23 protein-coding genes and 1 pseudogene are annotated in these 24,772 nt (G+C 72.0%); 18 read left to right on the top strand and 6 right to left on the bottom strand.

The genetic code is table 11. The features are described from left to right. Positions 1-50: 50 nt before the first annotated feature. Entirely contained in the window at positions 51-2,057 is a 2,007-nt protein-coding gene (ftsH, locus tag ACMATS_RS17005; RefSeq protein WP_390776860.1) for an ATP-dependent zinc metalloprotease FtsH, read from the top strand. Positions 2,058-2,200: 143 nt separating this feature from the next. Next, the gene (gene folE / locus ACMATS_RS17000) at positions 2,201-2,809 is read left to right on the top strand and encodes a GTP cyclohydrolase I FolE (RefSeq protein WP_336410734.1); all 609 of its coding nucleotides are present in this window, start codon (positions 2,201-2,203) and stop codon (positions 2,807-2,809) included. A 68-nt stretch (positions 2,810-2,877) separates the two neighbouring features. On the opposite strand, the gene ACMATS_RS16995 is transcribed toward folE, so the two are convergent. Further along, on the bottom strand, positions 2,878-3,987 hold the full coding sequence (locus ACMATS_RS16995; RefSeq protein WP_390776859.1) for an alpha/beta hydrolase: 1,110 nt from the start codon (positions 3,985-3,987) through the stop codon (positions 2,878-2,880). Positions 3,988-4,167: 180 nt separating this feature from the next. Between ACMATS_RS16995 and ACMATS_RS16990 the strand changes: the two genes are divergently transcribed. The 6 genes from ACMATS_RS16990 to ACMATS_RS16965 all read left to right on the top strand — a co-directional run bounded on the left by ACMATS_RS16990 (position 4,168) and on the right by ACMATS_RS16965 (position 9,256). Further along, entirely contained in the window at positions 4,168-6,015 is a 1,848-nt protein-coding gene (locus ACMATS_RS16990; protein ID WP_390776858.1) for a phosphatidylglycerol lysyltransferase domain-containing protein, read from the top strand. Between the two features lie 118 nt (positions 6,016-6,133). Next, positions 6,134-7,000 carry a dihydropteroate synthase gene (gene folP / locus ACMATS_RS16985; RefSeq protein ID WP_414168340.1) on the top strand — a complete coding sequence of 289 codons (867 nt, stop codon included), beginning with the start codon at positions 6,134-6,136 and terminating at the stop codon, positions 6,998-7,000. After that, on the top strand, positions 6,997-7,476 hold the full coding sequence (locus ACMATS_RS16980; protein WP_390776856.1) for a nuclear transport factor 2 family protein: 480 nt from the start codon (positions 6,997-6,999) through the stop codon (positions 7,474-7,476). Before folP ends, ACMATS_RS16980 begins: the two co-directional genes overlap by 4 nt. A gap of 294 nt (positions 7,477-7,770) precedes the next feature. Further along, positions 7,771-8,130 (top strand): dihydroneopterin aldolase, encoded by a 360-nt coding sequence (gene folB / locus ACMATS_RS16975; RefSeq protein ID WP_390776855.1) that lies wholly within the window; start codon positions 7,771-7,773, stop codon positions 8,128-8,130. Further along, a complete protein-coding gene (gene folK, locus ACMATS_RS16970) occupies positions 8,127-8,720 on the top strand; it encodes a 2-amino-4-hydroxy-6-hydroxymethyldihydropteridine diphosphokinase (protein WP_390776854.1) in 594 nt (197 codons plus the stop codon). Before folB ends, folK begins: the two co-directional genes overlap by 4 nt. A gap of 62 nt (positions 8,721-8,782) precedes the next feature. Further along, on the top strand, positions 8,783-9,256 hold the full coding sequence (locus ACMATS_RS16965; protein WP_390776853.1) for a DUF3180 domain-containing protein: 474 nt from the start codon (positions 8,783-8,785) through the stop codon (positions 9,254-9,256). A 67-nt stretch (positions 9,257-9,323) separates the two neighbouring features. Here the strand turns inward: ACMATS_RS16965 and ACMATS_RS16960 are convergent, their stop codons facing one another. Beyond that, positions 9,324-10,490, bottom strand: a complete 1,167-nt coding sequence (locus ACMATS_RS16960; protein ID WP_414168339.1) for an ABC transporter ATP-binding protein — start codon at positions 10,488-10,490, stop codon at positions 9,324-9,326. A gap of 129 nt (positions 10,491-10,619) precedes the next feature. Here ACMATS_RS16960 and ACMATS_RS16955 point away from each other — a divergent pair, with 129 nt between their 5' ends. From ACMATS_RS16955 to ACMATS_RS16940, 4 genes are all read left to right on the top strand, one after another. Beyond that, on the top strand, positions 10,620-11,345 hold the full coding sequence (locus tag ACMATS_RS16955; RefSeq protein ID WP_414170741.1) for an ABC transporter permease: 726 nt from the start codon (positions 10,620-10,622) through the stop codon (positions 11,343-11,345). Further along, positions 11,345-12,040 carry an ABC transporter permease gene (locus ACMATS_RS16950; RefSeq protein WP_414168338.1) on the top strand — a complete coding sequence of 232 codons (696 nt, stop codon included), beginning with the start codon at positions 11,345-11,347 and terminating at the stop codon, positions 12,038-12,040. The genes ACMATS_RS16955 and ACMATS_RS16950 overlap by 1 nt, the downstream gene beginning before the upstream one ends. After that, the gene (locus ACMATS_RS16945; RefSeq protein WP_414168337.1) at positions 12,037-13,014 is read left to right on the top strand and encodes an ABC transporter substrate-binding protein; all 978 of its coding nucleotides are present in this window, start codon (positions 12,037-12,039) and stop codon (positions 13,012-13,014) included. Before ACMATS_RS16950 ends, ACMATS_RS16945 begins: the two co-directional genes overlap by 4 nt. A gap of 126 nt (positions 13,015-13,140) precedes the next feature. Further along, on the top strand, positions 13,141-14,211 hold the full coding sequence (locus ACMATS_RS16940) for a hypothetical protein (protein ID WP_414168336.1): 1,071 nt from the start codon (positions 13,141-13,143) through the stop codon (positions 14,209-14,211). Positions 14,212-14,241: 30 nt separating this feature from the next. On the opposite strand, the gene ACMATS_RS16935 is transcribed toward ACMATS_RS16940, so the two are convergent. Next, positions 14,242-15,384, bottom strand: a complete 1,143-nt coding sequence (locus tag ACMATS_RS16935; RefSeq protein WP_390776849.1) for an NADH-quinone oxidoreductase subunit D — start codon at positions 15,382-15,384, stop codon at positions 14,242-14,244. Positions 15,385-15,396: 12 nt separating this feature from the next. After that, on the bottom strand, positions 15,397-16,422 hold the full coding sequence (locus ACMATS_RS16930) for an SAM-dependent methyltransferase (RefSeq protein ID WP_391152784.1): 1,026 nt from the start codon (positions 16,420-16,422) through the stop codon (positions 15,397-15,399). Positions 16,423-16,543: 121 nt separating this feature from the next. Here ACMATS_RS16930 and ACMATS_RS16925 point away from each other — a divergent pair, with 121 nt between their 5' ends. Further along, positions 16,544-17,743, top strand: a complete 1,200-nt coding sequence (locus ACMATS_RS16925; protein ID WP_414170740.1) for a sensor histidine kinase — start codon at positions 16,544-16,546, stop codon at positions 17,741-17,743. 61 nt (positions 17,744-17,804) lie between these two features. Next, the gene (locus tag ACMATS_RS16920; RefSeq protein ID WP_414168335.1) at positions 17,805-18,482 is read left to right on the top strand and encodes a response regulator transcription factor; all 678 of its coding nucleotides are present in this window, start codon (positions 17,805-17,807) and stop codon (positions 18,480-18,482) included. 3 nt (positions 18,483-18,485) lie between these two features. Here the strand turns inward: ACMATS_RS16920 and ACMATS_RS16915 are convergent, their stop codons facing one another. Beyond that, positions 18,486-19,604 (bottom strand): DUF5937 family protein, encoded by a 1,119-nt coding sequence (locus ACMATS_RS16915; RefSeq protein WP_391152790.1) that lies wholly within the window; start codon positions 19,602-19,604, stop codon positions 18,486-18,488. A 99-nt stretch (positions 19,605-19,703) separates the two neighbouring features. On the opposite strand from ACMATS_RS16915, the gene ACMATS_RS16910 reads away from it, so the two are divergent. Continuing rightward, positions 19,704-20,018 carry a hypothetical protein gene (locus ACMATS_RS16910; RefSeq protein WP_390776845.1) on the top strand — a complete coding sequence of 105 codons (315 nt, stop codon included), beginning with the start codon at positions 19,704-19,706 and terminating at the stop codon, positions 20,016-20,018. On the opposite strand, the gene ACMATS_RS16905 is transcribed toward ACMATS_RS16910, so the two are convergent. Next, the gene (locus ACMATS_RS16905) at positions 19,938-21,125 is read right to left on the bottom strand and encodes a threonine aldolase family protein (protein WP_414168334.1); all 1,188 of its coding nucleotides are present in this window, start codon (positions 21,123-21,125) and stop codon (positions 19,938-19,940) included. The genes ACMATS_RS16910 and ACMATS_RS16905 overlap by 81 nt on opposite strands. 161 nt (positions 21,126-21,286) lie before the next feature. Here ACMATS_RS16905 and ACMATS_RS16900 point away from each other — a divergent pair, with 161 nt between their 5' ends. The 3 genes and pseudogenes from ACMATS_RS16900 to ACMATS_RS16890 form a co-directional block, all read left to right on the top strand. Further along, positions 21,287-22,207: a Rossmann-like and DUF2520 domain-containing protein gene (locus ACMATS_RS16900; protein ID WP_414168333.1), complete on the top strand. Its 921-nt coding sequence runs from the start codon at positions 21,287-21,289 to the stop codon at positions 22,205-22,207. After that, a complete protein-coding gene (gene panC, locus ACMATS_RS16895) occupies positions 22,204-23,082 on the top strand; it encodes a pantoate--beta-alanine ligase (RefSeq protein ID WP_390776843.1) in 879 nt (292 codons plus the stop codon). Before ACMATS_RS16900 ends, panC begins: the two co-directional genes overlap by 4 nt. Continuing rightward, positions 23,079-24,749: pseudogene (locus tag ACMATS_RS16890) on the top strand (L-aspartate oxidase); the annotation flags it as partial. The gene panC and the pseudogene ACMATS_RS16890, both read left to right, overlap by 4 nt. Positions 24,750-24,772: the final 23 nt, after the last annotated feature.

Genomic DNA, 24,772 nt, shown 5'->3' with positions numbered 1-24,772 from the left:
GACCGTGCCTCACTGTGGCAGGAGGGACGGGGCGTACGCGCCCCGTATGGATGGACGTGAAGCGCTACTTCCGTGGGCCGGTCATGTGGATCGTGCTGGCCGTCCTCGCCGTGGTCGTGTTGATGCAGGTCGTCGGTTCGTCCGGCGGCTACAAGTCGGTGGACACCAGTCAAGTCATCCATGCGATCGACAAGAACCAGGTGAAGTCGGCCGAGCTGACCACGGGCGATGAGAACAAGATCAAGGTCGAGCTCAAAGACGGCGTGAAGGTCAAGGGCTCCAGCAAGATCCAGGCGAACTACATCGGCGACCAGGGCGTCGAGATCTCCAAGGACCTGCAGGCCAAGGCCGATGACGACGACCCGAAGACGCTGCCCGACGGGTACAACGTCTCGACGTCGAAGCAGAACCCGTTCATCGGCGTGCTGCTCTCGCTGCTGCCCTTCGTCCTGATCGTCGTGGTGTTCCTGTTCCTGATGAATCAGATGCAGGGCGGCGGCTCCCGGGTGATGAACTTCGGGAAGTCCAAGGCCAAGCTGATCACCAAGGACACCCCGAAGACCACCTTCTCCGACGTGGCCGGTGCGGACGAGGCCGTCGAGGAGCTCCACGAGATCAAGGAGTTCCTGCAGGAGCCCGCCAAGTTCCAGGCCGTCGGCGCCAAGATCCCCAAGGGTGTGCTGCTCTACGGCCCGCCCGGTACGGGCAAGACGCTGCTCGCGCGCGCCGTCGCCGGCGAGGCGGGCGTGCCGTTCTACTCGATCTCCGGCTCCGACTTCGTCGAGATGTTCGTCGGTGTGGGTGCCTCCCGGGTCCGTGACCTGTTCGAGCAGGCCAAGGCCAACGCCCCGGCCATCGTCTTCGTCGACGAGATCGACGCCGTCGGCCGGCACCGCGGCGCGGGCCTCGGCGGCGGTCACGACGAGCGCGAGCAGACGCTGAACCAGCTGCTCGTCGAGATGGACGGCTTCGACGTCAAGGGCGGCGTCATCCTGATCGCGGCCACCAACCGGCCCGACATCCTCGACCCGGCGCTGCTGCGCCCGGGCCGCTTCGACCGGCAGATCGCCGTCGACCGCCCGGACATGCAGGGCCGTCTGGAGATCCTCAAGGTCCACCAGAAGGGCAAGCCGGTCGCCCCGGACGTCGACCTCGCGGCCGTCGCCCGCCGGACCCCCGGCTTCACCGGTGCCGATCTGTCGAACGTGCTGAACGAGGCCGCCCTGCTGACGGCCCGCAGCGACAAGAAGCTGATCGACAACCACATGCTGGACGAGGCGATCGACCGCGTCGTGGCCGGCCCGCAGAAGCGGACCCGGATCATGTCGGACAAGGAAAAGAAGATCACCGCGTACCACGAGGGCGGACACGCCCTGGTCGCGGCGGCCTCCCCGAACTCCGACCCGGTGCACAAGATCACGATCCTGTCCCGCGGCCGTGCGCTGGGCTACACCATGGTCCTGCCGGACGAGGACAAGTACTCGACCACGCGCAACGAGATGCTCGACCAGCTGGCCTACATGCTGGGCGGCCGCGCGGCCGAGGAGCTGGTCTTCCACGACCCGACCACGGGTGCGGCCAACGACATCGAGAAGGCCACGGCCACGGCCCGCGCGATGGTCACCCAGTACGGCATGACCGAGCGCCTCGGCGCGATCAAGTTCGGCTCCGACAACTCCGAGCCCTTCCTGGGCCGCGAGATGTCGCACCAGCGCGACTACTCGGAAGAGGTCGCGGCGCTGGTCGACGAAGAGGTCAAGAAGCTGATCGAGACCGCGCACAACGAGGCCTGGGAGATCCTCGTCGAGAACCGTGACGTCCTCGACAACCTCGTTCTGGCCCTCCTGGAGAAGGAGACGCTGAACAAGGAGGAGATCGCCGAGATCTTCCGGCACGTGGTCAAGCGCCCGGCCCGCCCGGCCTGGACCGGCTCCTCCCGCCGGACCCCGTCCACCCGCCCGCCGGTGCTCTCCCCGAAGGAGCTCGCGCCGAGCAACGGCGGAGTGACCATGGAGAAGGTCGAGCTCCCGCAGGACGGCCCCGGCACCGAGGGCTGATCCGCCCGGCCCCCGGGGCCCGGAATGGATGCCGCGTCACCCAGGTTTTAGCCTTGGGGGCGCGGCATCGCGCTTTTCTCCCGATCCGCACGCGTGCACACACGCCGTCGCGCAGTAGAGAACCGAGAGAACGAGGCAACTCCATGACCGACCCGGTGACGCTGGACGCCGAGCACTCCGTCGGCGGATTCGACGAGAAGCGGGCCGAGAACGCCGTTCGAGAACTGCTGATCGCGGTCGGGGAGGACCCGGACCGGGAGGGGCTGCGCGAGACGCCGGCCCGGGTGGCGCGCGCGTACAAGGAGATATTCGCCGGCCTGTGGCAGGAGCCGGAGGACGTGCTGACCACGACCTTCGACCTGGGCCACGACGAGATGGTGCTGGTCCGCGACATCGAGGTCTACAGCACCTGCGAGCACCACCTGGTGCCGTTCCACGGAGTGGCGCACGTCGGGTACATCCCGGCGACGAGCGGCAAGATCACGGGCCTGTCGAAGCTGGCCAGGCTGGTGGACGTCTACGCCCGCCGTCCTCAGGTACAGGAGCGGCTGACGACGCAGATCGCCGACTCGCTGATGGAGATCCTCGAACCGCGCGGCGTCGTCGTCGTGATCGAGTGCGAGCACATGTGCATGTCCATGCGGGGCATCCGGAAGCCCGGGGCCAAGACGCTCACGTCCGCGGTCCGGGGCCAGCTGCGCGACCCCGCGACGCGCGCCGAGGCGATGAGCCTCATCATGTCGTCCCGCTGAGGGGACCGAGCGGGAGTCCCGAGGCCCGGCGCCCCGTGAGGGGCGCGGGGACCTGGGAGGGATCGCCGTCAGGCGGAGAGCCGGCTGCCCATCCACTGCAGCGTGCCGGGGATCTCCCGGCGCCACGTGTTGAAGTTGTGGCCGCCGCTGTCGAGGATCATCGACGAGACCCGGGTCGGCTTCTTGGCCGCCAGGCCGATGAACTTCATCGTGTCCGCGTAGTTGTGCTCGCCCTGCTTGCTGCTGGTCACCAGCAGCGAGACGGGCGGAAGCGGCTTGTTCTTCAGCCGCCAGAACAGGTCGTTCTCCTTCTCCAGCTGCTTGCTGCCGCCGAAGAGGTCACCGGTGGTCGGGTCCTGGAGGGCCTTGTAGTAGCCGGACAGCGCGGCCGCGGCACCGTAGGAGTCGGGGTGGCGCATGGCGAACTTCAGCGCGCAGTAGCCGCCGGTCGAGTCGCCGATCATGCCCCAGTTGGCGGCCTTGTCGCCGATCCGGTACTGCTGGGCCAGCGCCTTGCGCAGGTCCTTGGTGAAGAAGGTCTCGGTCTGGGGGCCGTTGGGTATGTCGATGCACTCCGTGTCCCGGGGCGGGGCGACGGTCGGCCGCATCATCACCAGGATGGTGGGCTGCATCTTCTTCTCTTTGGCCAGCTTCTGCGCGGTCTGCGGGTAGTGCAGGCCCTTGTAGAGCGCCTCCGCGGTGCCCGGGAAGCCGGTCAGCACGACCGAGGCGGGAAAGGTCTTGTGGGCGTACTGGGGCTGAAAGTACTCCGGCGGCAGGTAGACATAGGCCGGGCTGCTGATCCTGGACTCGGTGCCCCGGATGTTCACCTTCTCGACCTTGCCCGCGATGCGCGGCACCGTGCCGTGGCCCTTGAGCTGCGCGACGCCGACGACCTGGACCGGCGTGTGGGCGGCGCTGTGGTCGACGACCACACCCTCGCCCTTCTCCAGGCCGAAGAGGTCGGCCCAGGAGGCGAAGAAGCCGAAGGACTGGTTCGCCCACAGCCCGATGGCGGCGAACATGGTCAGCTGGGTGGCGAGCAACATGCCGACCCGGCCCAGGACGCCTCCGACGCTCTTCCTGCCCAGGCGGGGCCAGAGCCAGATGGTCAGAGCGAAGAGCAGTACTGCTGCCACGATGGCGAGCAGCAGAACCGCCATGCTGGTGAGACCCATGAGGTGCTTTCTGCCGTTTTCTGCCGAGCGACCCGGTCCCGGGTCGCGGAATGGTTACTTCTTTCCGGGCTTGGCCCCCGGCGGAACCTCAGCCCCGAAACCGTCGTCCTACAGGGCGCACATTGTCCGGGCACAGCCTCCACATGGCGCAGGCCCACTCGACATGGACGACGGGAAGAGATGTCTGTCAGGGTAGATGGCAAAAAGTCCGACGAGGTTCCTCAGGGACCCAAGTGGCTGTCGGGGCTTGCGCGTATCGCCAAGGGGCCGAGGCCGGAGAAGGTGCCCGCCGTCGTGGGCACCGTCGCCGCGCTCGTCGGGCTGCTGAACATCGCGTCCGGCGTCGTCCCGCGCTTCCGGTTGAGCCGGGCCCACACCTTTGCCGAGGTGCTGCCCGGCACGGTGACCCAGCTGGCCGCGGCCGGCTCGATCATCGTCGGCATTCTGCTGTTGATGCTCGCCCACGGCCTCAAGCGCGCCAAGAAGCGCGCCTGGCAGGCGGCCGTGCTGCTGCTGCCGCTCGGCGCGGCCGCGCAGCTGATCTACCGCCACAACCGTCCGGGCGCCGTCCTCTCCATTCTGCTGTTCATCTACCTCCTGCGCCACAAGAAGTCCTTCGCAGCGCTGCCGGACCCGCGCAGCCGCTGGAAGTGGGTGGCCAACCTGATCCTCATGGGCGGCGTCAGCTTCGTCCTCGGCTGGATCATCGTCGGCGCGCACCCGGACCAGATGGTCGGTGACCCGTCCGTGCTGGAGCAGGTCGAGCACGTCGTCTGGGGCCTCTTCGGCTTCGAGGGCTCGGTCCGCTACACCGACCACGTCGACTACACCGTCGGCTACTCCCTCGGCGCCCTCGGCCTGGTGACGGTCGCCACCACCGCCTACCTGGCCTTCCGCCCCGAGTACCCGGCGGCCGTCCTGACCGACGCCGACGAGGACAAGCTGCGCGAGCTGCTGGACAAGCACGGCGCCCGCGACTCGCTCGGCCACTTCGCGCTGCGCCGCGACAAGAGCGTCGTCTTCTCCCCGAGCGGCAAGGCCGCCGTCTCCTACCGCGTCGTCTCCGGCGTGATGCTCGCCAGCGGCGACCCCATCGGCGACGTCGAGGCCTGGCCGGGCGCGATCGAGCAGTTCATGGAGCTGGCCAAGAAGCACTCCTGGACCCCGGCCGTCAACGGCTGCAGCGAGACGGGCGGCGAGGTCTGGACCCGCGAGACCGGCCTGGACGCCCTGGAGATGGGCGACGAGGCCATCGTCGACGTGGCCGACTTCAGCCTGACCGGCCGCGCCATGCGCAACGTCCGCCAGATGGTCAAGCGCATCGAGCGCAACGGCTACACCACCAAGGTGCGCCGCGTCGGCGATCTCTCCGCCGAGGAGCTGGAGGTCGTCCAGAAGGCCGCCAACGCCTGGCGCGACACCGAGGAGGAGCGCGGCTTCTCCATGGCGCTGGGCCGGATCGGCGACCCGAAGGACCTGGACGCCATCATCGCCACCGCCCACCGGGACCCGGAGGAGGGCGAGGAGGCCCCGTTCGGCGACCTCAAGGCCATGCAGCACTACGTGCCGTGGGGCAAGGACGGCAGCTCGCTGGAGCTCATGCGCCGCGACCGCAGCGCCGACCCGGGCATGAACGAGCTGCTGATCGTCGCCTTCCTGCAGGCCGCGCCCGAGCTCAAGATCAAGCGGCTGTCGCTCAACTTCGCGTTCTTCCGCTCCGCCCTGGAGCGCGGCGGCAAGCTGGGCGCGGGCCCGGTGGTGCGCATCCAGAGCAAGGTGCTGATCTTCCTCTCGCGCTGGTTCCAGATCGAGTCGCTGTACAAGTTCAACGAGAAGTTCCGCCCCCGCTGGGAGCCGCGCTTCATCGTCTTCCCGAACAACCGCGACCTGCCCCGCATCGGCTTCGCGATGATGCAGGCCGAGGGCTTCCTGGAGCTGCCGAGGCTGCTGCGCCGCCGCCCGGCCGCACCGAAGCCGTCCGGCCTGGAGTCGCAGGTCGATCCTGCGGAGGTCACCCGCGCGGCGTGACGGCCGTGCGCGCGACGCCATGACGAGGGCGCCTTCCCCGGGCAGCGGGGAGGGCGCCCTCGCCGCATGTCCCGCCCGGGCCCGCACCGACCCATCCGGCACGCCCTAGGCTGGGTGCATGAGTACGTTGCGCGGCCGTACCAGGCCGGTCGGACTGCCCGAGTGGGACCGTTGTGCGGTGATGGGCGTGGTCAACGTCACGCCCGACTCGTTCTCGGACGGCGGGCGCTGGTTCGACCCGGCGGCGGCCGTCAAGCGCGGCTTCGACCTGGTGGCGGGCGGCGCCGACCTGGTGGACGTGGGCGGCGAGTCGACCCGCCCGGGCGCCGTGCGGGTCGACGAGAGCGAGGAGCTGCGCCGGGTGGTCCCGGTGGTCCGCGAGCTGGTCGGCGAGGGCGTGGTGGTGTCGGTGGACACCATGCGCGCGAGCGTCGCGGAGGCGGCGATCGAGGCCGGTGCGGTGCTGGTCAACGATGTGAGCGGCGGGCTCGCCGACCCGGCGATGGTGCCCGCGGTGGCGACGGCCGGGGTGCCCTTCGTGGTGATGCACTGGCGGGGCTTCAGCCAGGACATGAACAGCCGGGCGGTCTACCGGGACGTGGTCGGCGAGGTGCTCGCCGAGCTGCGGCAGCGGGTGGACGCGGTGGTCGCGGGCGGCATCGAGCCGGACCGGATCGTGGTGGACCCCGGCCTGGGCTTCGCCAAGAACGCCGAGCACGACCTGGCGCTGGTCGCCCACCTGGGCCGGCTCCGGGCGGAGCTGGAGCTGCCGATGCTGGTGGCCGCGTCCCGCAAGCGGTTCCTGGGCCGGGTGCTGGCCGGGCAGGAGGGTGATCCGCCGCCGCCCGCCCGGGAGCGGGACGCGGCGACCGCCGCGGTCTCGGCCCTCGCCGCGCGCGAGGGCGCCTGGGCGGTCCGGGTGCACGAGGTCGGGGCCAGCGCGGACGCCGTGCGGGTGGTACGTGCCGTGGAGGGAGCCGCGTGACCTCGGTCCCGACGGACAGCGAGCAGGTCGAGCGGGCGAACACCGCGCTCTACGAGGCGGTGGAGCGCGGCGACACGACGGCGATGGACCGGCTGTGGCTGGACGACCCCGAGGTCGAGGTGTCCTGCGTGCACCCGGGCTGGCCGGTGCTGCGCGGGCGGAGCGAGGTACTCCGGTCGTTCGCCCTGATCATGGCGAGCACCGAGTACATCCAGTTCTTCCTGACGGACGTCGAGGTGGCGGTGGCCGGTGACACGGCCCTGGTGACGTGCACCGAGAACATCCTCAGCGGCGGCCCGGCCGAGTCGGAGGGCGAGCTGGGGCCGCTGGTGGGACAGCTGGTCGTGGCGACCAATGTGTTCCGGCGCAGCGGCGACGAGTGGCGGATCTGGTCCCACCACGGCTCCCCGGTCCTCGCGAGCGAGGACGAGGAGGAGCCCGAGGAGGGGGAGAGCCCGGGGCCGTCGGCAGCCTGATGCGAGCCTGATCCGGAACGGTCCGGGGCATGTTCGGGGCGTGTTCGGGGCGTGTTCGGGGCGTCAGTGTGAGGGATATGTGATCACTCGTTCGAGCTGTATGAGGGCCGGGTAAGGGTGGATCACGGGGCCTCCGGGTAAGCGCGGCGGGAGTCGGCTAGCACCGCGCGCACTCCTTGTCCATAGCCCCCGTGGGCGAGCGCTGTCGGTGCTCGCAGGTAGATTCGAAGTGGGCGACCCGGCCCCGAGGGGATGGGACGCACCCCGTCCCGACGACCAGCAGGAGTGATTCGTGTGGATCGTGTCGCGCTGCGCGGCTTGAAGGCTCGCGGCCACCACGGGGTCTTCCCCCGCGAACGCGAGGAGGGCCAGACCTTCATCGTGGACCTGGTGCTGAGCCTGGACACCCGGCCCGCCGCGGCCTCCGACGACCTCACGAAGACGGTCCACTACGGCATCGTGGCGGAGGAGGTCGCCGCGATCGTCGAGGGCGAGCCGGTCGACCTCATCGAGACGCTCGCCGAGCGGATCGCCCAGCAGTGCCTCAAGCACGATCCGGTGCGGGAGGTGGAGGTCGTCGTGCACAAGCCCGACGCCCCGATCACCGTGCCCTTCGACGATGTGACGGTCACGATCACCCGGAGCCGAGTATGAGCAGCAGCGACCCGACCGTGCAGCCGGTGCCCGCCTCCGTGGTGGAGCAGGTGGACGCCGCCGATGTGACGTTGAGCAATCCCCAGTGGGCCGTGATCTCCCTGGGCAGCAATCTGGGCAACCGCCTGGAGACGCTGCAGGGCGCGGTCGACGCGCTGGAGGACACCCCGGGCCTGCGGGTGAAGGCGGTGTCCCCGGTCTACGAGACGGAGCCCTGGGGCGTGACCCCGGGCTCGCAGCCGTCCTACTACAACGCGGTCGTCCTGGTGAAGACGACGCTCCCGCCGGATTCCCTGCTGGAGCGCGGCCACGCCATCGAGGAGGCCTTCGAGCGCGTGCGCGACGAGCGCTGGGGCCCGCGGACGATCGACGTCGACATCGTCACCTACCAGGACGTGATCTCCGACGATCCGCGGCTGACGCTGCCGCATCCGCGCGCGCACGAACGTGCCTTCGTGCTGGCGCCGTGGTACGACGTGGATCCGGAGGCTGTTGTTCCGGGCCGTGGCCGGGTGGCCGAGCTGCTGGACGGGCTCGGCCGCGAGGGCGTCGAGCCCCGGGCCGACCTGGAACTCCGACTGCCCGACTGACCGTTGGGCGGAGTGGTTCATCCCGTGCATGAGAACGAAGGACGACGAGGGGCGACGGACAGGTGAAGCAGCTGCGGATCGGAGTGCTGGCCGGCCTGTTCGTCGTGGCCGGGGTGGTCTCCTGGGGCGGCGCCCGGCTGTGGGACGCCTTCGGCACACTGCCGAGCGTGCCCGTGGCGGCTCCGATCGTCCTCGCCGTCATCGCCGTGACCCTCGCGGCGACGGCCCTCTCGCTGCGCGCCCGGCTGCGGGCGCAGCGCGAGCGGCGCCCCGGCGCCAAGGGCGTCGACCCGCTGGTGGCGGCCCGCGCGGTCGTCTTCGGCCAGGCGAGCGCCCTGGTCGCGGCCCTGGTGGCCGGCATGTACGGCGGCGTCGGAGCCTTCCTCCTCATCGACGGCGTCCAGGCCCCGGCCCGCCGCGACCAGGCGATCTACGCCGGCGCATCGGTCCTGGCGGGCGCGTGTGTGGTAGCGGCGGCCTTCTTCATGGAGCGCGTCTGCAAACTCCCGGAGGACGAGGACGAAGAGGGGGCGTAGCCCCCGCCCCGAAGGGGCGCGGGGAACTGCGCGACCAGCCACAACGCACCCGCACCCGACGACGAACCTACGCCCCCGGCACCGTGGCCACATCCACCTCGCTGCGCGCAGCGCCCACGGCATCGGCCCCGATCGACCTCCGCAGCGCCTCGTGCAGCAGGGCAGGGGTGAGTACGCCCACGAAGTGATCGGCACCGTCCCCGCCGAGCACCGCGATCCACCCGGCGTCGTGCTGCAGCATCGTGCTGAACGCCTGCTTCAGCGAAGCCCCCACCGGCACCCAGGCATCCATGCGCCGCGCATGGTCCCGCACCGTGCCACTGCTCCCGTGGAGCGCCCCCGCGTCCACCCACCCGTGCAGGTGGTCCGCGTCGTCGAGGACCACTGCCCACCGCGCCCCCTCCCGGGCGAGCCGTTCCGCGGCCTCCGGAAGCCGGTCCTCCAGGTGCACCACCGGCGGCTGTTCCAGGTCGCCCGCCTCGATCGCGGTGACGGAGAGCCGCTTGAGTCCCCGGTCCGCCCCGACGAAGTCGGCCACGTACGGGGTGGCCGGTGCCCCCAGCACCGCAGCCGGTGCGTCGAACTGTTCGATGCGTCCGTTCCCGTAGACCGCGATGCGGTCGCCCAGCCGGACGGCCTCCTCGATGTCGTGGGTGACGAAGAGCACCGTCTTGCGCACCTGCGACTGCAGCCGCAGGAACTCGTTCTGCAGCCGTTCGCGCACCACGGGGTCGACGGCGCCGAAGGGCTCGTCCATCAGCAGGACGGGCGGGTCCGCGGCCAGGGCGCGGGCCACTCCGACGCGCTGGCGCTGGCCGCCGGAGAGCTGGTCGGGGTAGCGGTCGCCGTAGACGGCCGGGTCGAGGCCGACCAGGTCGAGCAGCTCCGCCGCCCGCTCGCGGGCCTTCCTGCGCTGCCAGCCGAGCAGGTGCGGCACGGTGGCCGTGTTCTCCAGCACCGTCTTGTGCGGGAAGAGGCCCACCTGCTGGATGACGTAGCCGATGCGGCGGCGCAGCTCGACGGGGTCGACGGCCGCGATGTCCTCGCCGTTCACCAGGATGCGGCCACTGGTCGGCTCGATCAGCCGGTTGACCATCTTCATCGTGGTGGTCTTGCCGCACCCCGACGGTCCGACGAGCGTGACGAGCTCGCCCTCCGCCACCTCGAAGGACAGGTCGTCCACGGCGGTCGTGCCGTCGGCGAAGCGTTTGGTCACGTGCTCGAAGCGGATCATGACACCCCATTGTGGTCGAACAATGTTGCTGCCGGATGGCAGGAGGCCTCGCCGGAGGCGATTGTCGGTGCCGGGGGTTAGGGTCGCCAGTAACCGACGGTGAATGCCGAGGGGGAGGTGAGCGCACGGATGGCGGCGGACGGGAACTGCCTGATCACCAACGACTGGATCTGCGGTGAGTACGTGCGGACGCGGGGGCAGGAGCTCACGGATGCCGTGCTGCAGCACGTCGGCATCACGGTGGCATCGGTCGCGCTGGGGCTGCTGGTCGCCCTTCCGCTGGCCCTGCTGGCGCGCAGGCGGCGCAGCGTGGCGGGCCCGGTCCTCGGGCTGACCACGGTGCTCTACACGGTGCCGTCGCTGGCGATGTTCTCGCTGCTGGTGCCGGTGTTCGGGCTGTCGGCGGCCGTCGTGGTGACGGGCCTGGTGCTGTATTCGCTGACGATCCTCGTGCGCAACATCCTGGCCGGTCTGGCCGCCGTCCCGGAGGAGGCCCGCGAGGCGGCGCGCGGCATGGGCTACGGGCCGGTCCGGCTGCTGTTCGGCGTCGAACTCCCGCTGGCCCTGCCCGCCTTGATGGCCGGTCTGCGGATCGCCACGGTCTCCACCGTCTCGCTCACCACGGTGGGCGCGATCATCGGATACGGCGGCCTGGGGAATCTGATCTATGAAGGCATGCACAGCTATTTCAAGGCGCAGGTGCTCACGGCCTCGGTGCTGTGCGTGGTCCTCGCCGTAGGGGCCGATGTGTTGTTGCTGCTGGTCCAGCGGCTGCTGACGCCGTGGACGCGTACGCGCAGACGTACGGGCCGCCGTGCCGAACGGCCCGCGGGCACCGAGGCGGTGGCGGCCTGATGGACGTCGTCTCACGGACGTGGACGTGGCTGTCCACCGGCTCCCACTGGACGGGCGCGGAGGGCGTGTGGCACAGGCTCGGCCAGCACCTCTTCCTCACCGCTGCATGCCTGTTGATCTCGTGCGCGATCGCGCTGCCCGTGGCCGTGCTGCTCGGCCACCTGGGCCGCGGCGGCGCGTTGGCGGTGAACATCTCCAACGCGGGGCGCGCGGTGCCGACGTTCGCGGTGCTGGTGCTGTTGTTGCTCAGCCCGCTGGGTACGCACGGTTCGTGGCCCACGGTCATCGCGCTGGTCCTGTTCGCGATACCGCCGTTGCTCACCAACGCCTATGTGGGCATGCGCGAGGTGGACCGGGGCGTCGTGGAGGCCGCCCGCGGCATGGGTATGACGGGCTGTCAGATAGTGGCCCGGGTCGAACTGCCGCTGGCCTTCCCGTTCATCGTCACCGGCATCCGTTCCGCGGCCGTCCAGGTCGTGGCCACGACGACGCTGGCCGCCCTGCCCGGGGGCGGCGGCCTCGGGCGCATCATCACCGCCGGTTTCCGGCTCACCGACACCGCACAGGTGGTGGCCGGCGCCCTGCTCGTGGCCGTGCTGGCCCTGCTGGTCGAGGGCGTCTTCGTCCTCGCGCAGCGCGGGCTGGACCCGCTGCGCCGGCGCCACGGCCGCCCCGACGGAATGGAGTACGCATGACCAGGACCCCGCGCAGGGCGCGGACCGCCCGCGCCCTGCCGGCGGCGATAGCCGCCGTGGCCCTGACGGCCGGCCTCGCCGCGTGCGGCGGCAACAGCCTGGAGAAGTCCGGCGAGGGCGGCAGCTCCGGCGGGGGCTCGGGCTCGCTGGTGATCGGATCGGCGTCGTTCACCGAGTCCAAGGTGCTCGCGGAGATATATGCGGGGCTGCTGAAGGACGCCGGATATTCGACCTCGATCAAGACCGTCGATGCGCGTGAGCTGTATGAACCGGCGCTGGAGAAGGGGCAGGTCGATGTCGTCCCGGAGTATGCGGCGACGCTCGCGGAATTCCTGAACAAGAAGCAGAACGGCAAGGACGCCCCCGCCGTCGCTTCTCCCGATGCCGATGCGACGGTGAAGGCCCTGCGCAAACTCGCCGAGCCGCGCGGCCTCAAGGTGCTCGACCCGGGCCGGGCGGTCGATCAGAACGCCTTCGCCGTCACGGCCGAGTTCGCGGAGAAACACCACCTCAAGACGCTTTCCGATCTTGGAAAGTCGGGGGAGGCGGTACGCATCGCGGCCGGTGACGAATGCTCCCAGCGGCCCTTCTGCCGGCCGGGCCTGGAGAAGACCTACGGGATCAAGGTCACCGGCATCGACCCGCTGGAGGTCGGCAGCACCCAGGCCAAGCAGGCGGTCAAGGACGGCAAGGACCAGCTGCTGCTGACCACGACCACGGACGCCACGCTCAAGCAGTTCGGCCTGGTCCTGCTCGCGGACGACAAGAAGCTCCAGAACTCCGACAACGTCCTGCCGGTGGTGAATAACCGGAAGGCGGGTTCGCAGAAGATCGAAGAAGCGCTGGCCAAGCTCACCAGGGTGCTGACCACGGCCGATCTCACCGAACTCAACAAGAAGGTCGACGCCGAGCGGCTCAAGCCCGCGGATGTGGCCGCGAAGTACCTCAAGGACAAGGGACTGGTGGCCAAGTGACGCAGTGACGGGAGACGGCGAAGAGGGGAAGCCGGGGAACGCGTGAAGTAGGGGAGAAGTAAGATCAAGGGAAGAGTTTGGTGGTGGGGTCACACGCGTGTGGCAACGCACGGTAAGTTTCAGGCCATGCCACGAGGACGCCACCGCCATTCCGCACCCCTGCACCGGCTTCTTCCCGCATCGACGGTCGCCGCGACATCGGTCGCCTGCGCCGCCGGTGCCTGGTTGGTGGAGGAAACGCTCCTCATCCGCAGCCTGGCCGTCGCGGCCTCCGCCGCCGCGGTCGTCGGTGCTGTGCTGATGCGCCGTTGGGACCGTTCCGCGGGCAAGCGGGTCGCCCAGCTCACCGCCGCCCGGGCGCGCGACGAGTGGAAGACCGACGAGCGCATCGCCGAGCTGGAGACGGACCTGGAGGAGGCGGGCCTGGCCAAGGCCCGCGTCGAGGCCAAGCTCCGCACCAAGCGCGCCGAGCTCGCCCGGCTCCGTACCGAGCACGCCGACCTGCTGCGCCGCTACGCCACTGCCGAGACCGGGCGCGCGAGCGCCCTGGAGGGGCGGCGCCTGCTCGCCCGGGCGAAGACGGCGAACGAGCTGGAGCCCGCCACCGCGGACCGCCCGGGCGCCGAGGAGGCGCGGCCCGGCGCGGAAGTCTTCCGCAAGGCCGCCGACGCGCTGCGCAACCTGGAGCGCAACGCGGCACGGCAGCAGGCGGCCGCCGCCCGCAGCCCGGAGCCGGTGACCGGGCCGGAGTCCGCGCCCGAGCCGGAGTCCGCATCCGAGCCCGCGCCGAAGTCCGAGGCGAAGCCCGCACCGAAGGCCGAGGCGAAGAAGCCGGAGGCCGACGCGGCGGGCGAGCCCGAGGCCCCGTCGGAGGCCGCCGCCAAATCCGAGGCCCACGCCCCGTCCGGGGCGAAGCCGGCGGCCGGGCCCTCGACGGCCCTCGTCCCGCAGACCCCCGCGCGGCGGCCCGCCTCCCGCGCCCAGGGCGGCTTCGACTTCTTCGGCACCGGCCGCGTCCCGGCCGCCTCCTCGAAGCCGGTGGAGGAGCAGGATCTGGCCGATGTCGTCGGCGAGGAGGCGCTCGCCGAGGCGGAGGCCGAGGCCGGGGCTGACGCGGACGCCAAGGTCATCGACCTGACCGCGCACGACGAGACCGAGCAGATCGACGTCGCGGAACTGCGCAGCGCGATCTCGTAGCGGCCGGGGGTCCCGGCCGCGGCCGGGACCCTACTTGTCGATGTCGCCCACGACGAAGAACATCGAGCCCAGGATCGCGACCATGTCCGCGACCAGGGTCCCCGGGAGCAGCTCGATCAGCGCCTGGATGTTGTTGAACGACGCCGAGCGGAGCTTCAGCCGGTACGGCGTCTTCTCGCCCTTGGAGACGAGGTAGTACCCGTTCAGGCCGAGCGGGTTCTCCGTCCAGGCGTAGGTCGCGCCCTCGGGCGCCTTGAGCACCTTGGGCAGCCGCTGGTTGACCGGGCCGGGCGGAAGCTCCGCCAGCCGCTCCAGGCAGGCGTCCGCCAGCTCCAGGGAGTTGTGCGTCTGCTCCAGCAGGCACTCGAAGCGGGCCAGGCAGTCGCCCTCCTCGCGGGTGACGACCTTCAGCACGTCCGCCAGCTCGGCGTAGGCCAGGTACGGCTCGTCGCGGCGCAGGTCGAAGTCGACGCCGGAGGCACGGGCGATGGGCCCGCTGACCCCGTAGGCGTGCACCGCCTCCGGGGCGAGGACGCCCACGCCGCGCGTCCGGCCGCGGAAGATCTCGTTGCCGAGGACCAGCCGGTCGTAGACGTCCATCCGGGAGCGGACCTCGGCCACCGCGTGCCGGGCCCGGCCGAGCCAGCCCGCGGGCAGGTCCTCCTTGAGGCCGCCGACGCGGTTGAACATGTAGTGCATCCGGCCGCCGGAGACCTCCTCCATCACCGTCTGGAGCTCCTCGCGCTCGCGGAAGGCGTGGAAGACGGGGGTGATGCCGCCGAGCTCCAGCGGATACGAGCCCAGGAACATCAGGTGGTTGAGCACCCGGTTGAGCTCGGCCAGCAGCGTGCGCAGCCACACGGCCCGCTCGGGCACCTCCATGCCCAGCATCCGCTCCACGGCCATCACCACGCCGAGCTCGTTGGAGAAGGCCGACAGCCAGTCGTGGCGGTTGGCGAGCATGATGATCTGCCGGTAGTCGCGCGCCTCGAACAGCTTCTCCGCGCCCCGGTGCATATAGCCGATGACCGGCTCCGCGCTGCGGACCCGCTCCCCGTCGAGGACGAGGCGCAGCCGCAGCACACCGTGGGTGGACGGGTGCTGAGGGCCGATGTTGAGCACCATGTCGGTGCTCTCCGCCGCGCCGCCGATGCCGACTGTCGTCTCCGTCATGAGGACAGTTTCTCAGCTGTCCCCGGCACCCGCGCCCAGCACGTCCGCGCAGGCCGGCCCCACCGGCTGGAGCAGCCAGCCGAAGCTGCCCAGGCCGCCGGGGGAGGTCAGCTCCGTCGCCTCGCCGGCCGCGCCGAGCGCCCGTACGTAGGCGGCCGGGTCGGACGAGGCGAGCGCGAGCGGCGGACGGCGGCCGTCGACGCCGAGCGCGCGCAGCGCCTCGCGCTGGCTGAGCACCGAGGCGCCCGGGCCCGCGCAGGCGTCGAGCGCCACGTGCGCGGTGATGTCGCACGAGCCGTCGGGCACCGGCCGCACCTCGCGGCCCTCGCGGAAGCCGGCCAGGGTGCCGAACGGCGGCCGTGCGGCGCGCTCGTGGGCGTAGTCCACGGCGACGGCCAGCCCCGCCCGCAGTCCGCCCACGGCCCGGGCCCAGGCGGCGTCGCGGGGGCGGCCGATCTCGGCCCGGCTGCCGGGCGGGGCGCCCTCCAGCGGCCACCAGCGCTCCAGCCAGGCGGCGTCCTCCCCGGAGACCGGGTCGCCCAGCAGCTCCTCGCCGTCGGGGCGGACCAGGACCCGGCGGGCCGTGCCCTCGCCGTCCGCCTCGGCGACGTCGAGCGGCACGTTGTCCAGCCACTCGTTGGCGAACAGCAGGCCCTCCGTCCCCGTCGGGGGTTCGTCCAGCCAGGTGATGCGCCCGTCCAGCCCGGCGGGCCGGTCCGCGAGCTCCACGGCATACGGGCGCAGCCGCCCGGCCAGCTCCGGCGGGCACCGGTCGAGCACGCTCGTGACGAGCTCCCCGCGCCCCGCGCCCATATCGGTGAACGCCAGCTCCGCCGGATGCCCGAGCGCGGCGTCGACGCGGCGCAGCAGCTCCACGACCGCGCCCGCGAAGAGCGGGGAGGCGTGCACCGAGGTGCGGAAGTGACCGGCCGGGCCCTCGGGGCGGCGGTAGAAGCCGCCGGGGCCGTACAGTGCGGCCTCCGCCGCCTCCCGCCAGGGCCGCCACGACGGGTCGGGCCTGGTCCTCTCGCTTCCCATAGGCACACCGTATGCGCGCACGGCGGTCCCGGTGCCTCCACCTTGGGGAGTAGAGGAGGAGTCGACGGATCGATCGTCCGGTTGACCCCGGCACGTACCCGACGTGCCTACGCTGGGTGACGTGCAGCGCCTCTACGACTTCCTCCGCAGACACCCCACGGGAGTGGACAGCTTCTGGGCTCTCCTGCTGCTGATGCTGAGCGCCCTGTCCATCGCGGACGGGGGCAGCAAGGGGCCGACCGCAGTCAAGATCGTCGCGGCGTTCGCGCTGTGCGCGGTGATCGCCCTGCGGCGGCGGGCGCCGGAGAAGATGCTGCTGCTGGCGGCCGCGGTCGGCGTGGGCCAGGTGGTCACCGGTGCCTCGGCGGACGTCGCCGACTTCGCGATGCTCGTGATCGTCTACACCGTGGCGTCCGGCGGCACCCGCTGGGCCTCCCGGTTCGCCCTGATCGCGGGCCTGCTCGCGCCCACGATCGCCACCCTCCGCTGGCCGGAGCCGCACCAGTCGGTGCCCGGCGAGGTGATAGCGACGGTCTTCGTCACCGTGCCCTTCCTGCTCGCCTGGGTGCTGGGCGACTCCATGCGGACCCGGCGCGCGTACTGGGCCCAGCTGGAAGAGCGCGCCGAGCGGCTGGAGAAGGACCGCGAGCAGCAGTCGCGGATGGCCGTGACCGCCGAACGCGCCCGCATCGCCCGCGAACTGCACGACGTGGTCGCGCACAACGTGTCCGTGATGGTGGTGCAGGCGGACGGCGCCGCCTACGTCCTGGACTCCTCGCCCGAGCAGGCCAAGCAGGCGCTGGAGACGATCTCCGGCACCGGCCGCCAGGCGCTGACGGAGATGCGCCGGCTGCTGGGCGTGCTGCGCACCGAGGAGGGCTCGGGGGAGGGCGGCGAGTACGTCCCGCAGCCCGACGTGGAGCAGATCGGCGAACTGGTCGAACAGGTGCGGGGCGCCGGGATGCCCGTGGAGTTCAAGGTCGAGGGCGCGCCGCGCCCGCTGCCCAGCGGCGTGGAGCTGACGGCCTACCGGATCGTGCAGGAAGCGCTCACCAACACCCGCAAGCACGGCGGACCGGACGTCGGGGCCAGCGTGCAGCTGACCTACTTCGACGACGGGCTGGGGCTGCTCGTCGAGGACGACGGCCGGGGCGCACAGCACGAGCTCTACGAGTCCGGGGGCGCGGACGGCATGGGCCACGGCCTGATCGGCATGCGCGAGCGGGTCGGCATGGTCGGCGGCACCCTGGACGCGGGGCCGCGGCCCGGCGGCGGCTTCCGGATCAGCGTGCTGCTGCCGATCAAGCCGGGCGGCCGCTGACGTACGCGTGGCCCGCTGATATGAACCCAACCGAACCGAACGGCAGAGAAAAGGAACCCGCATGTCGATCCGCGTGATGCTCGTCGACGACCAGGTGCTGTTGCGCACCGGCTTCCGCATGGTGCTGGCGGCCCAGCCCGACATGGAGGTCGTCGCCGAGGCCGGGGACGGCGTGGAGGCGCTCGAGGCGCTGGCCGGCACGGCCGTGGACGTGGTCCTGATGGACGTCCGGATGCCGCGGCTGGACGGGGTCGAGGCGACCCGGCGCATCTGCGCCCGGGAGAACCCCCCTAAGGTGCTCATCCTCACCACCTTCGACCTCGACGAGTACGCCTTCTCCGCCCTCAAGGCCGGCGCGAGCGGCTTCATGCTCAAGGACGTGCCGCCGGGCGAACTGCTGGGCGCCATCCGGTCCGTGCACAGCGGCGACGCCGTGGTCGCCCCGAGCACCACCCGTCGGCTGCTGGACCGCTTCACGCCCATGCTGCCGAGCACCGTCAAGGAGCCGACCAGCGCCGAGCTGGGCCGGCTGACCGACCGCGAGCGCGAGGTGATGCTGCTGGTGGCCCAGGGGCTGTCCAACGGCGAGATCGCGGCGCGGCTGGTGCTGTCCGAGGCCACCGTGAAGACCCATGTGGGCCGCATCCTCACCAAGCTGGGGCTGCGGGACCGGGTCCAGGTCGTGGTGATGGCCTACGAGAGCGGCCTGGTACGGGCCGGGGGCGGCGGACTGCAGTAGCCGTCAGCGCAGCACCCCCTCCAGGAAGTCGCTGCCCAGCCGGGCCACCACGGTCAGGTCCAGCTGGTGCAGCACGTAGCGGCCGCGGCGGCGGGTGGTGATCAGCCCGGCCTTCTTCAGCACGGCCACGTGCCGCGAGACCTCGGGCGCGGTGATGCCGTTCGCTGCCGCCAGCTCGCTCGTGGTGAAGGCGGCGCGGGCCAGGTAGCGGCACATCCGCATGCGCATCGGGTGGGCCAGGGCGTCCAGCCGCCGCTGGAGCAGGTCCAGCGCGGCGGGGCCGGGGAGCTCGGGCGCGGCCACCGGGTACTGGACGACCGGACGCCAGCCGGGCGCGTGCAGCACCAGCAGGTGCGGCCAGCCGACGGAGGACGGGACGAACGTGACGCCCGCGCCGACGGCCGGGTCGAGCGCCGTGGTGCGCCCGCTGCCTATCTTGTCGACGCTGATCCGGCTGCCGTCCGCCTCCAGGGACACCGCCGCCGAGATCTGGGCCATCGCCTCGGCCAGGCCCTTGTGGCGGAGCACCTCCGCCTTGTGCCGCGCGTCGGCGGCCAGTTGGACCCGCACCCGCTGCCACAGGTCGTCGAAGAACGCCTCCGCACAGTCCTCGAACAGGCGGCGGATCCAGGCTCGCACCGTCGGCGGATCCTCCAGGAGCCGCCGGGCGAAGGCCAGTTGCCGCGGGCCGCGCGCCGTGGCCCGCTCCAGGGCCTCCGCACGGGCCGCGGGGTCGGACAGCGGCGACGGGCCGCCCTGGCTGTACCGCTGGGTGCAGGAGATCTCCAGGGCGGCGTTGACATAGATGTCGTCGTCGAGCCGGTCGAGGATGTCCAGGTCCTCGGAGAGCGTGGCGCCGGGCCTGCCGTGCGTGCCGGGCACGGCCGCGAACGGCATGGAGATGTCCGAGAACGTCGAGCTCCACAGGAAGTCGGCCTCGCACAGCCGGTCCGCGAGGTCCGGCTTCAGGGAGGCGTTCGTCGCGGTCGTCCAGCCGTGCAGCCCGGGGTGGTGCCCGGGCTCGGCCAGAGCGTGCAGCGAGGCGCACAGCTCGGCCAGGGGCGACGGGCCGAACACGAGGCGCTCGGGCGGCAGCCCGGCGATGTCGATCGTCACGCTCATGAGCTCATCGTGCCTCTCTTCTCCGCAGGTCGGGCCGTCGATTGACGGTCCTGGTCAATCCAGGTGCGGGGGCTTTCCGGGCGCCGCACGGTGGGATGCATGAACGCGATCCAGCAGCACATGCTCGACCTCCACCGCGCCGCCCGTCACCACGAGCCCGCGCCGCCCGCGCCGGGCACCGGCGAGGCGCAGGCCGTCCGCGAATTCCTCACCTGGCGGCGCTTCCGGGCCGTCGTCGACGAGCGCACCGCCGCCCGCCGCGCACGGTGGTCCGCTCTGCTCGGTCTGCTGCGGCCGGGCCGCCGCGCCGCCGCTGCCGTCGTGCACCGCCCGTCAGCCGCGCAGCCCGTCCGCCCGCTCCAGCACGGCGCCGACCGCGTCCCCGACGTCTGCGGGCGTCCAGTCCAGCGCTGACGCGGCGACCGTGACCTCGGTGAACGCCATGCCGGGCACCGGAGCATCGGACCAGCGGTTGAACACCCAGGTGCCCGTCTCCTCCGCGAACCGCACCCCGGCCTCCTCCAGCACCTCGGCCGGATACGGCAGCCACACCTGGAACTGGTGGGTGTGCGGCACCTCCGGATGCACCCGGAACCAGGGCACCCCGGCGGCGCGGAAGGCCTCCTCCAAGGCCCGGGCCACGACCTTCGCGTGCGCCACGTACGACGGCAGCCGCGGCAGCTCGCGGTCCAGCCCGGCCAGCGCGGCGAGCGCCGCGGGCCACTGCTGGAACAGCTGCCCGCCGTACCGGTGCCGCCAGGCGACGGCCTCCTCGATCAGCGAGGCCGGGCCCGCGAGCGCGGCTCCCGATATGCCGCCGAGCGACTTGTAGAAGGACACGTACACCGAGTCGGCCAGGCCGGCCAGCTCCGGCAGCCTGACCCCGAAGTGCTCCGCGCACTCCCACAGCCGCGCCCCGTCGAAGTGGACCACCGCGTCCCGCTCGCGGGCCGCCTCCACGACCTCGCAGAGCTCCTCCCACGTGGGCAGCAGGAAACCGGGCTCGCGCAGCGGCAGCTCCAGGGCAAGGGTGCCGAAGGGCTCCTGCAGCTCCCGCACCTCCGCCGCCGTGGGCGGCCGGGGCTCCTGCGTGGTGTGCACCGCGCGCAACCCGCTGAGCTGCGCATACGCTCTCCGCTCGTGCATCTCCAGATGGGACAGCGGATGCATGGCGACCGCGTTGCCGCCCGTGCGCCCCGCCCAGCAGCGCAGCGCCACCTGCTGGGCCATCGTCCCCGTGGGGAAGAACGCGGCCGCTTCCGTGCCCAGCAGCTCCGCCACCCGCCGCTCCAGCTCGGCGACCACCCCGTCCCCGTAGACGTCCGGCCATTCGGCCAGGTCGTACGCGTCCGGCGCCTCGGCCGCCAGTCGGGCCAGCCGCTCGCCGAGCCGTTCCTTGAACGGGCTCGCCGAGAGCATCCGCTCCGCGCCGTGCAGGGCCGCCAGTCTGCGGGCGCGGTCCACACCCGTGCCCGTGCCGTCCGTACTCGTACCGTCCGTCTTCGCACCGTCGTCGGTCATGGGCCGATCATCGCGCACCGGCCCGACACCCGGCCGGAGTTATCCACAGGGCCGCCCCGGTCATCGGATAGTCGGACCGGAGGGACGTGGGGGCACTCGCGTAGCATGACAAAGGAATCGTCCGGTACCCCCGCGGACTGGAACGGAAGGCATCCCGCCGCGTGAACGCACACCTTTCCTCGGAGCACCCGAGCCCCCAGGACCGCCCCGCCCGGCTCACCGTCGGCGTCGTCGGCGCGGGCCGGGTCGGCCCCGCACTGGCCGCCTCGCTCCAGCTCGCCGGGCACCGCCCGGTCGCCGTGTCCGGCGTCTCCGACGCCTCCCGGCGACGTGCCGCGGCCATGCTCCCCGGCGTCCCCGTGATGGCGCCCGCCGAAGTACTGGCCCACGCCGAGCTCGTCCTGCTCACCGTCCCCGACGACGCCCTGCCCGGCCTCGTCGCCGGCCTCGCCGAGACCGGCGCGGTCCGCCCGGGACAGCTCCTCGTGCACACCTCGGGGCGGCACGGCACCGCCGTCCTGGACCCCGCCCGGCGGGCCGGCGCCCTGCCGCTGGCCCTGCACCCGGCGATGACCTTCACCGGCACCCCGGTCGACGTCCAGCGGCTGGCCGGGTGCTCCTTCGGCGTCACGGCCCCCGAGGAGCTGCGGCTGGCCGCCGAGGCGCTGGTCATCGAGATGGGCGGCGAGCCCGAATGGATCGAGGAGGCCGCCCGCCCGCTCTACCACGCGGCCCTCGCCATCGGCGCCAACCACCTCGTCACCCTGGTCGCCCAGGCCATGGAGCTGCTGCGCACGGCAGGCGTGGAGCACCCCGACCGGATGCTCGGCCCGCTCCTCGGCGCCGCCCTCGACAACGCCCTGCGCAGCGGCGACGCCGCCCTCACCGGGCCCGTCGCCCGCGGCGACGCGGGCACGGTGGCCGCCCACGTCGCGGAGCTGCGCGCCCACGCGCCCCAGGCCGTCGCCGGGTACCTGGCGATGGCCCGCACCACCGCGGACCGTGCCCTCGCGCACGGCCTGCTCAAGCCGGAACTGGCGGAGGACCTGCTCGGCGTCCTCGCGGACGGAGGCAACAAGTGACCACCCCCCGACTCGCCCGTACGGCAGCGGAGCTCCACGGGCCGCCGCGCAGCGGCCGCCGTGCCGTCGTGATGACCATGGGTGCCCTCCACGAAGGCCACGCGACCCTGATCCGCACCGCCCGTGAACTGGTCGGCGCGGACGGCGAGGTGGTCGTCACGGTCTTCGTCAACCCGCTGCAGTTCGGCCCCGGCGAGGACCTCGAGCGCTACCCGCGCACCCTCGACGCCGACTTCGCCGTCGCCGGAGAGGCGGGCGCGGACGCCGTGTTCGCCCCCGCCGCGGACGAGGTCTACCCCGGCGGCGAGCCCCAGGTCCGCGTCACGGCGGGACCGATGGGCGAGCGGCTCGAAGGCGCCTTCCGCCCCGGCCACTTCGACGGCATGCTCACGGTCGTCGCCAAGCTGCTGCACCTGACGCTCCCGGACGTCGCCCTGTTCGGTCAGAAGGACGCACAGCAACTCGCCCTGATCCGCCGCATGGTGCGCGACCTGAACTTCCCCGTCGAGATCGTGGCCGTCCCCACGGTCCGCGAGGCCGACGGGCTGGCCCTCTCCAGCCGCAACCGCTATCTCTCCGACGCAGACCGGGCCTCCGCGCTCGAGCTGTCGCGCGCCCTGCTCGCCGCCCACAACGTCGTCGAGCTCGGCCCGGGCGCCGTCCGGCACGCCGCTCACGTCGTCCTGCACGCGGCCGCGCAGATGACGCCGCCGGTCGACCTCGACTACCTCGCCCTCGTCGACCCGGCGGACTTCACCGAAGTCCCCGACGACCACACCGGCGAGGCCGTCCTCGCCGTCGCCGCCAAGGTGGGCACCACTCGTCTGATCGACAACATGCCTCTCGTCTTCGGGGCGTTCGGAGAAGACCGATGACCGGTATACGTCTGCACGCGCCCCGCCCCGGCTGGTCGGTCGACGCCGACGTCGTCGTGGTGGGCTCCGGCGTCGCAGGCCTCACCGTCGCGCTGCGCTGCGCAGCGGCCGGGCAGAAGGTCGCCGTCGTCACCAAGGCCCGCCTGGACGACGGTTCGACGCGCTGGGCACAGGGCGGCATCGCAGCCGCCCTCGGCGAAGGCGACACCCCCGGGCAGCACTTGGACGACACCCTCGTCGCCGGTGCGGGCCTGTGCGACGAGGAAGCCGTGCGCACGCTGGTCACCGAAGGCCCCGACGCGGTCCGCAGACTCATCGCCACCGGCGCGCAGTTCGACACCGACGATGTCACCGGCGAAATCCTGCTGACCCGCGAGGGGGGTCACCACCGCAGCCGCATCGCCCACGCCGGCGGCGACGCCACCGGTGCCGAGATCTCCCGGGCACTGGTCGAGGCCGTGCGGGTCGCGGGCATCAAGACGATTGAGCACGCGCTGGTCCTCGACCTCCTCAAAGACGCGGACGGCCGGGCCGCGGGCGTCTCCCTGCACGTGATGGGCGAGGGACAGAACGACGGCGTCGGCGCCGTACGGGCCGGAGCGGTCGTCCTGGCGACCGGCGGCATGGGCCAGGTGTTCTCCGCGACCACCAACCCGGCCGTCTCCACGGGCGACGGCGTGGCGCTCGCCCTGCGCGCCGGTGCGGAGATCTCGGACCTGGAGTTCGTCCAGTTCCATCCGACCGTCCTGTGGCTCGGTCCCGGGTCCGAGGGACAGCAGCCGCTCGTCTCGGAGGCGGTGCGCGGCGAGGGCGCCCACCTCGTCGACGCCGACGGTCACCGCTTCATGGTCGGGCAGCACGAACTCGCCGAGCTGGCACCGCGCGACATCGTCGCCAAGGGCATCATGCGGCGCATGCAGGAGACCGGCGCGGAGCACATGTTCCTCGACGCCCGGCACTTCGGCGCGCAGATGTGGGAGCACCGCTTCCCCACCATCCTGGCGGCCTGCCGGTCACACGGCATCGACCCGGTCACCGAGCCCATCCCGGTGGCCCCGGCCGCGCACTACGCCTCCGGCGGTGTGCGGACGGATCTGTACGGGCGGACGACGGTTCCCGGCCTGTACGCATGCGGCGAGGTGGCGTGCACCGGAGTGCACGGTGCGAACCGGCTGGCGTCCAACTCCCTGCTGGAAGGGCTGGTGTTCGCCGAGCGGATCGCCTCGGACATCGGCACGTCCGCCGTCGCCGCGGCGGGCAGGGAGCCGGCGGACGAGGCCGTTACGGCGTCGTGCCTCGTCGCCCCCGAGGCCCGTCGGGCCGTCCAGCGCATCATGACCGCCGGCGCGGGCGTCCTGCGCTCCGCAGAAAGCCTGAGCACGGCGGCGGAGCAGCTGGAGCGGCTCCACGCCGAATGCGCGGCCCCTCCGGAAGCCGCCGGCACCGAGAGCTGGGAGGCCACCAACCTCCTGCTCGTCGCCCGCGTCCTGGTCGCCGCCGCGCTCCGCCGGGAGGAGACCCGCGGCTGCCACTGGCGCGAGGACCGTCCCGACCGCGACGACCCCGCCTGGCGCCGCCACCTGCTGGTGACGCTCGGCCCCGACCGCACCCTCGCGGTCTACACCACCGGGACGGCCGCCTTTCCGCCCGTAACCTCCGCTGCCACCGCTGCCACCGAGGAGAAGCACGT

Origin of the sequence: Streptoverticillium reticulum, from assembly GCF_047456005.1 — a bacterium.
In the GTDB taxonomy this organism is placed as follows: Bacteria; Actinomycetota; Actinomycetes; order Streptomycetales; family Streptomycetaceae; genus Streptomyces; species Streptomyces reticulum.
Note: the sequence above shows the minus strand (reverse complement) of the source record. Positions and strands in the feature narration are given on the sequence as shown.